This is a genomic window from Bacillus sp. 5B6 (genome assembly GCF_000259405.1).
Lineage (GTDB): Bacteria > Bacillota > Bacilli > Bacillales > Bacillaceae > Bacillus > Bacillus velezensis.
Window position 1 is genome coordinate 3,333,097 of sequence record NZ_AJST01000001.1, and the last position, 13,131, is coordinate 3,346,227.

Genomic DNA, 13,131 nt, shown 5'->3' on the forward strand with positions numbered 1-13,131 from the left:
TGCCTGTAAAAATGAAAATTCAAGAGATGAAAATTACTTAATTTTTTCATACTCTTTTTTAAGTTATTTAACTACAATTTTTGAAAAAACGTCAAAAAAACACCGGATTTTTTACCGATGTTTTCATGAAAAGGGTTATTTATCAGTCTGTTTTTTTCGGCACTTCGTGATGATGTCTGCATCTCGCTTCGTATGACTCCGACGCGCCGACTAAAATGACCGGATCATCATAGGAAGCGGGCTTCCCGTCAATCAAACGCTGCGTACGGCTTGCCGGCGACCCGCAAACGGAGCAGACCGCCTGCAGCTTCGTCACCGATTCGGCAACCGCCATCAGATTCGGCACCACACCGAACGGCTCTCCCCGGAAATCCATATCAAGTCCGGCCGCGATGACACGATAGCCTTTATCCGCAAGCGAGGATAAGTCACCGATGATCGATTCGCCGAAAAACTGCACTTCATCTACCGCGATGACGTCCGTGCTTTCACTGATATGATCCCATATTTCAGCCGAAGACGAGATGACGTGGCTTGTCATGGATGTGCCGTTGTGAGAAACGACAGCCTCCTCACTGTAGCGATTATCAATGGCAGGTTTGAATACCTTAACCTCCTGCTTCGCATATGTCGCTCTTTTCACTCTGCGGATCAGCTCTTCTGATTTCCCAGAGAACATGCTGCCGCATATCAGCTCAAGCCATCCGCTTTGCTTCATTATGTACATAGGCTATCCGCTCCCCTTTTTTTCCTGTTTATGGACATAAAAAACAGGCAAGAAGCAATTCTTGCCTGCCTGTAAAATCTATTATTACTTAAGACCGTATTTTTTGTTAAAGCGATCAACACGACCATCAGCAGAAGCGAATTTTTGACGTCCAGTGTAGAATGGGTGGCATTCAGAGCAAATCTCAACGCGTACCTCTTCTTTTACTGAGCCTGTTTCAAATTCATTTCCGCAAGCGCATTTAACTGTTGCTTTTTTGAAATTAGGATGAATTCCTGCTTTCATTGTATCCATCTCCTTCCGCCCTGAATCCCGTGTGGAAACAGAGTTATTATTCCGGAGTAATCCGGAACGCATATGAGAGAATTATATCAGTCATTTACTGCATTTGCAAATACATTTTTTATCAGCGGCGGGCTGATGATGAAAGGTTTGCCTGCTTCCATTCTTGGTTGATCAAATCGAAGAATTCCTGATTCGTTTTTGTTTTTTTCATTTTTCTCATAAACTTCTCTGCGAAGTCCGGAGAATCAGACATCGATTTGCGGATCGCCCATAGACGGTCAAGATGCTCTTTCGGCACGAGCAGCTCTTCCTTCCGTGTGCCGGAGCGGCGGATATCGATCGCCGGGAAAATCCGTCTTTCCGCAAGAGAACGGTCAAGGTGAAGCTCCATGTTGCCCGTTCCTTTAAACTCTTCATAGATGACGTCATCCATCCGGGAGCCCGTGTCTACGAGCGCCGTCGCCAAAATGGTCAGACTGCCGCCCTCTTCAATGTTTCGCGCGGCACCGAAAAAGCGCTTCGGACGATGGAACGCAGCCGGGTCAATCCCGCCGGAAAGCGTACGTCCGCTTGGCGGGATAACGAGGTTGTAGGCCCGAGCCAGGCGGGTAATGCTGTCCATCAGAATGATAACGTCTTTTTTGTGTTCAACGAGACGCATCGCCCGTTCAAGCACAAGTTCCGCTACCTTAATGTGATTTTCCGGCACTTCATCGAACGTCGAGCTGACGACATCGCCCGCTACGGAACGTTCAATATCCGTTACTTCTTCCGGTCTTTCATCAATTAAGAGAACGATCAATTCAGCGTCAGGCTGATTTGTCGTAATGCTGTTAGCGATTTCTTTCAACAGCATGGTTTTACCGGCTTTCGGCGGCGCCACGATCAGACCGCGCTGGCCGAAACCGACGGGAGCCATCATATCGAGAATTCTTGTTGAGAGATAATTCGGTTTCGTCTCAAGCACCATTTGGCGGTCCGGATAAAGCGGAGTCAGCGCAGGAAAATGGACGCGCTCTTTCGCAGATTCCGGATCGTCTCCATTTACCGCTTCAACGTGCAAAAGTCCGTAATAGCGTTCGTTTTCTTTCGGCGGACGCACCTTGCCGGATACTTTGTCACCGTTTCTTAAATCAAAGCGGCGGATCTGGGAAGCAGAAATGTAGATGTCTTCTGAGCTTGGCGAGTAATTAATCGGTCTGAGGAAGCCGAATCCTTCCGATTGGATGATTTCGAGCACGCCTTCCATAAACAGAAGATCCTCCTGCTCGGCGTTGGCTTTCAGAATGGCAAAGATTAATTCTTTTTTAGTCAGTTTGCTGTAGTAGGAGATTTTATAATGTCTGGCCAGTTCATATAGTTCTTTTAATTTCATATTTTCCAAAGAGGAAATAGATACGTCTTTCATAAAAACACCACGCTTTTCATAGTCAATGTATTGCTGTTTTCATTCAAATCGGCTGCTTCGCATGATTCCGCCAAAGCACATTCTTTTATAAAACGTTAAGGAACTTCTATCGGTAACACTTCCACCCATGATCGGCGCTTTTTTTAAAAAAGGAATGTCTTAATGAGTTTTGAAGGAAGCGAGGACAAAAACTTGAGAAGATCAATATTTATATCGTCTGTATGCGGTAGAATTTGAAAATTTCCCAGTACTCAAAAGAAGGAATGACACAGAAAAATCGCAGCACTCTTTATTTTTACCTCATTTCAAAAAATTATTCAACTTAAATAATGCTTTGACATATAAATGATAGGGTTGACTCTTTATTGCAAAAGAAAAGCGGGACTTTCCGTCCCGCTTTTCTCTATTTATGGCCGGATCACAAGATTTGGTTTTTTCTTCAGGCTGTGTCTTCCGTCAACGAATCGGACCGTTCCTGATTTCGCACGGATGACCAGACTTTCAGTCGTACCGACGGAGCCTTTGAACTGAACGCCTTTCAGCAGCTCTCCGTCCGTGACGCCCGTTGCGGCAAAAATGGCGTCATCCCCTCTCACAAGGTCCTCCATCCGGAGCACTTTGGATACATCAAGGCCCATTCGCTCACAGCGGGCCTGCTCTTCCGCACTTTGCGGCAAAAGCCTGCCGATGATTTCGCCGCCGAGCGCTTTTAACGCAACGGCAGACAGCACGCCTTCAGGAGCCCCGCCTGAACCGAAGAGAATGTCTACTCCCGTATGGTCAAAGGCCGTATTGATGGCGCCCGCGACATCACCGTCGTTGATCAGTTTGATTCTGGCGCCCGCCTCACGCAATTCAGAGATGATTTTTTCGTGTCTGTCACGATTTAAAATGGTTGCCACGACATCTTCAATGTCTTTGTTTTTCGCTTTCGCAACGGCTTTTAAGTTATCAATGACAGGCGCTTCGATATCGATGCAGCCTACCGCTTCAGGACCGACCGCGATTTTTTCCATATACATATCCGGGGCGTTCAGCAATGTTCCATGGTCGGCGACCGCGATCACCGTCAACGCATTCCAGCCGCCGCTCGCTACGATGTTTGTGCCTTCAAGAGGATCGACGGCGACATCGACGCGCGGGCCGTATCCGTTTCCGAGCTTTTCGCCGATGTAAAGCATCGGCGCTTCATCCATCTCGCCTTCCCCGATTACGACCGTGCCTTTCATCGGCACCGTGTCAAACACGTCACGCATTGCACTTGTCGCCGCATCATCAGCTTCATCTTTTTTCCCGCGGCCCATCCATCTGGCAGATGCTAAAGCCGCCGCTTCAGTGACTCGAACCAATTCCATCGATAAACTTCTTTCCATTTCAACACGATCTCCTCTCAAAAGTCCGCATTTCTATGAATTTTGGAGCTGTTCTATCTCTTCGTCCGTCAGTCTTTGCCGCCAGATTGTGGCGCCCAGACCTTCGAGTTTTTTCTCAAGATTGCTGTAGCCGCGGTCTAAATGCTCGAGACCGGTAATTTCGGTTACGCCGTCAGCCATGAGCCCGGCGACGACCAGACAAGCGCCTGCACGCAGATCGCTCGCCTTTACTTTTGCGCCCTGAAGCTCGGCCGGACCTGTGATAATGGCCGACCTGCCTTCCACTTTCATGTTGGCCCCCATCCGTCTCAGCTCATCTATATGTTTAAATCGGGCCGAGTAGATGGTGTCGGTTACGACGCTCGTGCCGCTGGCTCTCGTTAACAGAGATGTCATCGGCTGCTGAAGATCAGTCGGGAATCCCGGGTAAACAAGCGTTTTTACGTCGACCGGTTTTATCTGCTTCTGCCCGCCGAGCATAAGAAGCTGATCGTCACTCGTCTCAATGTGAAAACCCATTTCCCTGAGCTTCGCCGTTAATGACTCCAGGTGAGTCGGTATGACATTATCAATAATGACTTCTTTCCCCATCGCGGCGCCGGCGATCATAAAGGTGCCCGCCTCAATTCTGTCCGGAATGATCGTATGCCTGCATCCGTGCAGCTCTTTTACGCCGTCGATTCTGATTACATTGGTTCCCGCGCCTTTGATCTTTGCGCCCATGCTGGTGAGCAATGTGGCAACATCAATAATCTCAGGTTCCTTGGCGGCGTTTTCTATCACGGTTTTACCTTCAGCCAGTACAGCGGCAAGCATGATATTGATCGTCGCTCCGACGCTGACGACATCTAAATAAATCCGTGCGCCTCTCAGCCTTTCGGCGCGCAGATAAATCGCGCCTTGTTCATTGGTGACTTCCGCCCCAAGCGCTTCAAACCCTTTGATGTGCTGGTCAATCGGCCGCGGCCCGAGATGGCATCCGCCCGGCAGTCCGATGACCGCCTGTTTGAAGCGGCCCAGCATCGCGCCCATTAAGTAATAGGAAGCGCGGAGTTTTTTCACTTTGCCGTTGGGAAGCGGCATGCTGATCATCGGGGAAGGGTCGACGACCATTTCTCCTTTTTCAAAATGGACGTTTCCGCCGATTTCTTTCAGCAGGTCACGCAGCGTTTCAATATCTGAGATCTCCGGAAGCCCTTCGATCGTTACTTCGGAATTTGCCAGAATGGTTGCGGGTATCAATGCGACGGCGCTGTTTTTCGCACCGCTGATATGTACGGTTCCGTTTAACGGATCGCCGCCGGCAATATTCAACTTTTCCATGATAGTCTCCTTCCATAAGAAGATAGCTGCGGAGCGTAAATAAAATGGCATTTTATTCTGTCTCTGCAAATAAAGCTCTTGTCCAAAATGTAGCCAATTCGAAGAGAAAGAATACAAGGACATTATAAAATAACAGGAAGAAAATAGCGAAGCTTTGCGGGGCATTTTTAACACAGGATGCACAGAGGCCCGCCGGGTTCACATTCCGGGGAAACACACTCTTCACTTTGATACTGAAGGCCCGCTGCCAAACAGGAAAACATAAGGGTGCGGCAAACGGATGCAACCGGTTTGCCGCCCTTTTCACCCTTATTTATTCCAGTCTGCCAAGAATTGCTCGATGCCTTTATCCGTTAACGGATGTTTCGCCAGCTGGTGAATGACTTTAAGCGGCATCGTACCGATATGCGCACCGCGTAAAGCGGCTTCAGTCACGTGCTGCGCATGACGGATGGAAGCTGCGATGATTTGTGTATCAATATCATGAATGTCAAAAATCTGTCTTATTTCTGAAATCAGTTCAAGACCGTTATGGCCGATGTCATCCAGACGGCCTAAGAACGGAGATACATAAGTCGCTCCGGCTCTTGCCGCCAAAAGCGCCTGGTTGGCACTGAAGATGAGCGTTACGTTTGTTTTAATGTTCAGGTCGCTCAGCGCTTTTACGGCTTTTAACCCTTCAGACGTCATCGGGATTTTCACCGTGATATTCGGTGCGATTTTCGCAAGTTCTTTACCTTCTTCAATCATCTCTTCAGCATTCAGGGAAATGACTTCCGCGCTTACTGATCCGCTCACGACTTCCGTAATCTCACGAAGTCTGTCATGGAAAGACACGTCAGCTTCTTTCGCCACTAAACTAGGGTTTGTCGTAACTCCGGCAAGAACGCCAAGTTCATAAGCTTCTTTAATCTCGTCAATGTTTGCTGTATCAATGAAAAATAACATAAGGAAAGCCTCCCCAGTAATAAATTTTCAGAACTGTAAAACATGATTGCGCTTTCTAAAGGTAAGACATAAAACCGCCTGTCAATGCTGTCAGGCGGTTTATGGATGTTACATTGGATTAAGCTTGGTTTGAAGAACCGAACTCACGCATTTTGCCGATAACCGTTTCTTTGATCGCTTCACGAGCAGGTCCAAGATATTTACGAGGATCGTATTCGTTCGGCTTAGCTGCCAATGTTTCGCGGACAGCTTTTGCAGAAGAAATTTGGTTTTCAGTGTTTACGTTGATTTTAGCCGTACCAAGTGAGATTGATTTTTTAATGTCGGCAGTCGGAATTCCTGTACCGCCGTGAAGTACTAACGGAAGGCCGGTTGATTTGCCGATATCTTCCATTTCTTTGAAACCGAGGTTCGGTTCGCCTTTGTAAGGACCGTGAACAGAACCCAGTGCAGGTGCAAGGCAGTCGATGCCAGTGCGCTCTACAAGTTCTTGACACTCTTTAGGGTCAGCATAGATTACGCCTTCAGCGATCACGTCATCTTCCTGTCCGCCTACAGTTCCAAGCTCAGCTTCAACTGAAACGCCGTGGAAATGAGCAAGCTCAACCACTTTAGCTGTAGTTGCTACGTTTTCCTCAAACGGGTGGTGAGATGCGTCGATCATTACAGAAGTGAAACCTGCATGAATCGCTTTCGCACAAGATTCAAAGCTTGAACCGTGGTCTAAGTGAATGGCGACAGGAACTGTCACTTTGTATTCTTCCATAAGAGCTTTAACCATGGCAACCACTGTTTTGAAGCCGCCCATGTAGCGTCCCGCGCCTTCTGAAACACCAAGAATAACCGGGGATTTTTCCTCTTCTGCTGCTTGTAAAATAGCTTGAGTGAACTCAAGGTTATTTAAGTTAAATTGTCCAACAGCATATCCTTTTTCTTTAGCTGTATTCAACATTTCCGTCATTGAAACTAAAGGCATGTCGAAAGTCCTCCTTATGTAGCCTGATTTGCTTCTTCTCGAAAAAAGCTTTCCACCTATAGCATGACCATAAAAACCTGTCATATGTAAAACAACAGATCGCTTTTTCTCCATCTCTAGGATACCAACTTTTCGACAAATCGGCAACACAATGACATAATTGTTTCTAATTTTATTAATTCGATTTTAGAGGTAAATATTTTTTCACCGCGTCTCTGATCTCATCAATGTCAAAAGGTTTCGCAAAATGGGTCAGCGCTCCGAGCTCTTTTGATTCCTTAATCATATCGAGTTCTCCGTAAGCGGTCATGATAATGACGCGGATGGATTCGTCAATCATCTTCATGCGCTTGAGAATTTCGATTCCGTCCATGCCGGGGATTTTCATATCTAAAAGCACGAGATCGGGCCGTTCTTTCGTTACGATGTCCAGCGCCTGTATGCCGTTGGCGGCCTGAAACGTCTGGTACCCTTCTTTATGAAACACTTCATTGAGCAATATGCGTATACCGTATTGGTCATCTACGATTAAAATCTTTTCATTCATCATTTTACACCCCAATATTATCATTTTCGTCAAAAGGAAGCAGTTGTTTATGTATTCTGTTTGATTTTCACATTTCCTTTAATTATAATAGTCTACTTTCCGACATTTTCTGAGCATTTTCTCTTTTGTTGTATACTGTTCTTGTATGTGTAAAGGAGGTTTCACTCATGTTAAAGATATTTACGACGCAGCTTGCAGGCATTTTTTCCCGCATTCAGGATAAGGAATCCGAAGCAATAGAAGACGGCGCGCGCCTGCTGGCGCAGGCAGCCGTCAGCGGTCATACCATTTATTTATACGGCGCAAATGAGATGCAGGGCATTTTGTGCGAGGCGGAACTCGGCTCAGAACCGATGCCTTCCGTCAAAGCGTTTCCGGATACAGCTGATTCGATTACAGAAAGCGACAGGGTGCTGATGTTTTGTTCAGGTCCGGGCACGGCTGAAGAACAGGCGCTGGCTCAAAAGCTTTATGAAAAAGGGATCGGCCTCGTTGGCGTATCTCCTGTCATCAAAGATCAAACCGGGATTGAGGCATTTTGTGATGTTCATATTGACAGCAAATTAAAAATGCCGCTTCTGCCTGATGAAGACGGGACAAGATACGGCTTTCCTTCATTAATGACAGGCCTGTATGTCTATCACGCACTGTCCTTTACGTTAAAGGAAATGATGCAGGAATATGCCTGATGCAGAAAAAAGACTTGCCGCTTTTAAAGGAGGCAAGTCTTTTTTTATTACTTCTGTTCTGCAGCTTGTACGGAAGCGCCGATAAAGTCTTTGAATAAAGGCTGAGGTCTTGTCGGTCTTGATTTGAACTCAGGGTGGAACTGGCAAGCGACATACCAAGGATGGTCTTTCAGCTCGATGATTTCCACAAGACGGCCGTCAGGGCTTGTTCCTGAGAACACAAAACCGTTCTCTTCCATTTGCTGTCTGTATTCGTTGTTGAATTCATAACGGTGGCGGTGGCGTTCGTATACCACTTCATCCGCATACGCTTCGAAGGCTTTCGTGTCTTCCTGAAGCTTACAAGGGTACAGTCCGAGACGAAGCGTTCCTCCAAGATCCTCGACATCTTTTTGTTCTGGCAGAAGGTCGATGATCGGATAAGGAGTGGACGGATCAATCTCCGCAGAGTGAGCCCCTTCCAGACCTAATACGTTTCGCGCATATTCAATGGATGCAATCTGCATACCGAGGCAGATGCCGAAGAACGGAATTTTATTCTCACGCGCATACTTGGCGGCGATGATTTTCCCTTCTACGCCGCGGTCTCCGAAACCGCCGGGCACGATGATTCCGTCTGTGCCGCTAGTCAGCTCTTGAATATTGCTTTCTGTCACTTCTTCGGCGTTAATCCATTTGATCTTCACATCAGCGTCAAACGCATAGCCGGCGTGGCGCAGTGATTCAACGACTGAAATGTAAGCGTCCTGAAGCTCGACGTATTTACCGACGAGGCTGATTGTAATGGTTTTAGACAAGTTTTTCACTTTCGTGACAAGGTCTTTCCATTCCGTCATATCCGGGTCTTTGCATTCTAATTTCATATGATCGCAGACAAGCTTATCGAGTCCCTGCTCCTGAAGGTTAAGCGGGATGGAGTAAAGGTTGTCCGCATCTTCGCACTCGATGACCGCTTTCGTGTCAATATCGCAGAAGAGCGCGATTTTATCTTTCATATCTTGAGAAATCGGCATTTCCGTGCGCACGACGATGATATTAGGCTGAATACCGAGGCTTCTCAGCTCTTTTACGCTGTGCTGCGTCGGCTTTGTTTTCAGCTCGCCCGCCGCTTTGATGTACGGAACAAGCGTACAGTGAATGTACATCACGTTTTCATGGCCGATGTCGCTTTTCATTTGACGGATGGCTTCAAGGAACGGAAGGGATTCGATGTCTCCCACTGTTCCGCCGATCTCAGTAATGACTACATCTGCGTTTGTTTCTTTGCCTGCACGGTACACGCGGTCTTTCAGTTCATTTGTGATATGCGGAATAACCTGAACCGTTCCGCCGAGGTAGTCCCCGCGGCGCTCTTTTTTCAATACGGCGGAATAGATTTTACCGGTCGTCACGTTGCTGAATCTGTTCAGATTAATGTCAATGAAACGCTCATAATGCCCTAAGTCAAGGTCAGTCTCAGCGCCGTCATCGGTAACGAATACCTCACCGTGCTGGTACGGGCTCATCGTTCCCGGGTCAACGTTGATATAAGGGTCAAATTTTTGGATAGTGACGCTCATGCCTCTGTTTTTCAAAAGGCGGCCAAGTGACGCAGCCACAATTCCTTTTCCGAGTGATGATACAACTCCCCCGGTTACAAAAATATATTTCGTCATTTCGTTTGCTCCTCTCTTCGGTCTGCGCTACATTCCTTAAAATGTGCCGTTTTATAGAAAATCATTTCACTAAAAACAAATGATGTGTAAAAGAATTTGGGAGATGAAAATAAGAAAGCTCCCTTTCAATTTCTTGAAAGGGAGCGTAGCACTCTTATGAATTCTCTTCTTTTTGAAGAGCCCAAAATACATACTACATAGTTCGACAATGAAAGTCAAGATCGTTTTGCTGATATAAAATCAGTCTTTGCGTTCCTCTTCCTCATCATCATAATCTTCCTCATCTTCTTCAATCATCTCTTCTTCGATCTCAAGCTCGTCGTCATCTTCTTCATCGATATCTTCGTCGTCGAAGCTGTCTGCGTCAAGGTCAATATCTTCTTCTATTTCATCGAGATCGATGTCATCTTCATCAACTTCCTCGAATTCATCAAGGTCGAGATCTTCCTCAACGACTTTTTTCGCTTTTTTCTTTTTCGCTTTTACAGTCGGCTGTGTTTCTTCGTCCAGCTGATCGTACGGATACCAGCTGCGAAGCCCCCACGTCTGGTCTGACAGAGCAATAAAACGGCCGTCAATGTTCAGGTCTGTATAAAATTGGGCGATACGGTCGCCCAGTTCCTCTTTCGTAACACCGAGCAAGGAGATCATTTCATTCAGCAGCTCCTGGAACGGAACCGGTTTTTTATGTTCTGAGAAAATTTCGTGAGCGATTTCAACTAAAGCCATCTGCTTCAGCTGTTCCTGAGAATATTGTTTGATACTCAAGGTCGGACACTCCCTTTCTATTACTTATATGTATCTGTTTCTATCCTATAATAAGAACGAATTTGTATTGTTTTGTTCATAAACCATACCTCTCATTATAAACAAATTAAAACAGAATATGCTACCCTTAACAGCGTAATTTAAGAAATTTTAGAGCCGTCCCTTCATAAATCGGCTGATGTGCGAAAACAAAGCCGCCGGCATATGCGCTGGCGGCCCGCTTCTTTCTATAAAGACTCTTGTTTTTCGGCGCCGAATACAGACATGGCGAGCAATTCACTGACATCATAAGTGCCGACCGCGTCTTCGGCTTCTTTCGCTTTCGTACCGTCACCGAGCATGGTCAGACAGTAAGGACATCCGGAGCTGATGACCGTCGGACTGACAGAAAGCGCCTGCTCAGTCCGGGCCGTGTTGATTCTCGCTCCCGTTTCTTCTTCCATCCACATGAGCCCTCCCCCGGCGCCGCAGCACATCCCGTTTTCGCGGCTGCGCTCCATTTCCTTCAATTGAACGCCCGGAATGGCTTTTAAGATCGCTCTCGGCGGCTCATACACTTCATTGTATCTTCCTAAATAGCACGAGTCATGGAAGGTAATCGTTTCATTCACCGGGTGAAGCGGTTTTAGTCTCCCCTGTGACACAAGCTCGGCTAATAATTCAGTATGATGATAGACTTCGGCCCGGAATCCGAAATCAGGATATTCATTTTTGAACATATTATAGGCGTGCGGATCAATCGTGACGATTTTTTTGATCCCGTGTTTTTCAAATTCGCCGATGTTGTGTTCCGCCAGCTCTTGGAACAGAAACTCGTTACCCAAACGGCGCGGCGTATCGCCTGAGTTTTTTTCCTTATTGCCGAGAATCGCAAAGGATACGCCCGCTTCATTAAGCAGCTTTGCAAATGAGACGGCAATCTTTTGGCTCCTGTTATCGTAGGAACCCATTGAGCCGACCCAAAACAAATAGTCGAACTCTTTGTCTTGTTTTTTCATTTCTTTCACTGTCGGAATCTCTGTATCGGCCTGCTCCCGCCAGTTCTCCCGCTCTTTCCGGTTTAAGCCCCACGGGTTTCCCTGTCTTTCAATGCTTGTCATGGCCCGCTGCGCGTCGCTGTCCATCTTCCCTTCCGTAAGCACAAGATAGCGGCGCAGATCAATAATTTTATCAACGTGTTCATTCATGACCGGACATTGATCTTCACAGTTGCGGCAAGTGGTGCACGCCCAAATCTCCTCTTCCGTGATGACCTCACCGATTAAGCTCGGGTTGTAATCAATGGCTGCCGCCGCTTCACGCGATCCTCCCCCTGAGGAAGCCGCGGCGAGCTGATTCGCCTTCGTGTGCTGAAAAACGGGCGCGGGCACCCACGGAGATTTTGACGTCACGGCAGCGCCTTTCTCCGTCAAATGGTCTCTGAGCTTTAAAATGAGGTCCATCGGCGAGAGCATCTTGCCCGTACCGGAGGCCGGACACATATTTGTACAGCGGCCGCATTCGACGCAGGCGTATAGGTCGACAAGCTGAGAGCGGCGGAAGTCTTCAATCTTTCCGACGCCGTAGCTTTCTTTCGTCTCATCGGTGAAATCGATTTTTTCCAGCTTTCCTTTTGGATCAAGCCTGCTGAGGAACACATTCGCCGGACCCGCAATTAAGTGCGCATGCTTTGATTGCGGCACGTACACTAAAAAGCTGAGCAAAAACAACAGATGAAGCCACCATGAAACATAAAACACGGCGGCGGCCGCCGGCGCTGAAAGACCGCCGAGCACAAACGCAATAGAGGAAGCGATCGGCTCCGTCCAAGACAGAGAATGATCGTGCCATAAAAGGTTCATGGCGTTCCCGAGAAGCACCGTCACCATCAGTCCGCCGATAAACAGCAGGACAAGCCCCGCTTTAAACCCGCGTTTCAGTCTGACGAGCTTTTCAATGTAGCGCCGGTAAAACGCCCAGACTACGGCGATTAAAATCAGAAACGTAACGATTTCCTGAAAAAAGGTAAACGCCGGATAAAGCGGACCGAACGGCAGATGGCGGTCAGGAAGCAGCCCTTTCAGAATAAAATCAATTGCGCCGAACTGAACGAGTATAAAACCGTAAAAAAACAGAACGTGGATGATTCCGCTCTTTTTATCTTTCAGCAGTTTTTTCTGTCCGAACACATTCACCCATATCTTCTGAAGACGTTCTTTCAGGCGTTTATCAAATTCTTCCCTTTGGCCGAGCTTAATATAAGCGATCCTCGTTCTGATCAGGTAAACGAATAAATAAACGGCGTAAGCGGTTACAGCTGAAAACAGCAGCGCGTTTACCATGAGAAATGCGTTCATCTTGTCTCCCCCTTTGTTCTGATACCCCTCTTCATTGTCATATCTTTACTTTATCATAAATAATGAATGAGTGTTCAGTCAATAATTAAATTCACA

12 protein-coding genes and 1 pseudogene are annotated in these 13,131 nt (G+C 47.1%); 1 reads left to right on the plus strand and 12 read right to left on the minus strand.

The features are described 5' to 3' along the window. Window positions 1-142 precede the first annotated feature (142 nt). The 9 genes and pseudogenes from MY7_RS15970 to spo0F form a co-directional block, all read right to left on the minus strand. Window positions 143-727: a thymidine kinase gene (locus MY7_RS15970; RefSeq protein WP_007614390.1), complete on the minus strand. Its 585-nt coding sequence runs from the start codon at window positions 725-727 to the stop codon at window positions 143-145. Window positions 728-811: 84 nt separating this feature from the next. Further along, window positions 812-1,012: a 50S ribosomal protein L31 gene (rpmE, locus tag MY7_RS15975; protein ID WP_003151132.1), complete on the minus strand. Its 201-nt coding sequence runs from the start codon at window positions 1,010-1,012 to the stop codon at window positions 812-814. Between the two features lie 121 nt (window positions 1,013-1,133). After that, entirely contained in the window at window positions 1,134-2,420 is a 1,287-nt protein-coding gene (rho, locus tag MY7_RS15980; protein WP_003151107.1) for a transcription termination factor Rho, read from the minus strand. After that, window positions 2,417-2,626, minus strand: a pseudogene (locus MY7_RS20190) (hypothetical protein). Before MY7_RS20190 ends, rho begins: the two are co-directional and overlap by 4 nt. A 201-nt stretch (window positions 2,627-2,827) precedes the next feature. Then, complete coding sequence (gene glpX / locus MY7_RS15985; RefSeq protein WP_003151105.1) at window positions 2,828-3,793, minus strand: class II fructose-bisphosphatase; 966 nt, start codon at window positions 3,791-3,793, stop codon at window positions 2,828-2,830. Between the two features lie 33 nt (window positions 3,794-3,826). Further along, window positions 3,827-5,116 carry a UDP-N-acetylglucosamine 1-carboxyvinyltransferase gene (locus tag MY7_RS15990; protein ID WP_007407612.1) on the minus strand — a complete coding sequence of 430 codons (1,290 nt, stop codon included), beginning with the start codon at window positions 5,114-5,116 and terminating at the stop codon, window positions 3,827-3,829. Window positions 5,117-5,425: 309 nt separating this feature from the next. Continuing rightward, window positions 5,426-6,064 carry a fructose-6-phosphate aldolase gene (gene fsa / locus MY7_RS16000; RefSeq protein ID WP_007407613.1) on the minus strand — a complete coding sequence of 213 codons (639 nt, stop codon included), beginning with the start codon at window positions 6,062-6,064 and terminating at the stop codon, window positions 5,426-5,428. Between the two features lie 118 nt (window positions 6,065-6,182). Then, window positions 6,183-7,040 carry a class II fructose-bisphosphate aldolase gene (locus tag MY7_RS16005; RefSeq protein WP_003151102.1) on the minus strand — a complete coding sequence of 286 codons (858 nt, stop codon included), beginning with the start codon at window positions 7,038-7,040 and terminating at the stop codon, window positions 6,183-6,185. Window positions 7,041-7,215: 175 nt separating this feature from the next. After that, window positions 7,216-7,590: a sporulation initiation phosphotransferase Spo0F gene (gene spo0F, locus MY7_RS16010; protein WP_012118670.1), complete on the minus strand. Its 375-nt coding sequence runs from the start codon at window positions 7,588-7,590 to the stop codon at window positions 7,216-7,218. Window positions 7,591-7,754: 164 nt separating this feature from the next. On the opposite strand from spo0F, the gene MY7_RS16015 reads away from it, so the two are divergent. Then, window positions 7,755-8,276, plus strand: a complete 522-nt coding sequence (locus tag MY7_RS16015; protein WP_007614394.1) for a DUF2529 domain-containing protein — start codon at window positions 7,755-7,757, stop codon at window positions 8,274-8,276. Window positions 8,277-8,323: 47 nt separating this feature from the next. Here MY7_RS16015 and pyrG read toward each other — a convergent pair whose 3' ends face one another. From pyrG to MY7_RS16030, 3 genes are all read right to left on the minus strand, one after another. Further along, entirely contained in the window at window positions 8,324-9,931 is a 1,608-nt protein-coding gene (gene pyrG / locus MY7_RS16020; protein WP_007407615.1) for a glutamine hydrolyzing CTP synthase, read from the minus strand. Between the two features lie 240 nt (window positions 9,932-10,171). Beyond that, on the minus strand, window positions 10,172-10,699 hold the full coding sequence (rpoE, locus tag MY7_RS16025) for a DNA-directed RNA polymerase subunit delta (protein ID WP_007614395.1): 528 nt from the start codon (window positions 10,697-10,699) through the stop codon (window positions 10,172-10,174). A 227-nt stretch (window positions 10,700-10,926) separates the two neighbouring features. Beyond that, window positions 10,927-13,035, minus strand: coding sequence for a heterodisulfide reductase-related iron-sulfur binding cluster (locus MY7_RS16030; RefSeq protein ID WP_007614396.1), 2,109 nt, complete (start codon window positions 13,033-13,035; stop codon window positions 10,927-10,929). Window positions 13,036-13,131 lie beyond the last annotated feature (96 nt).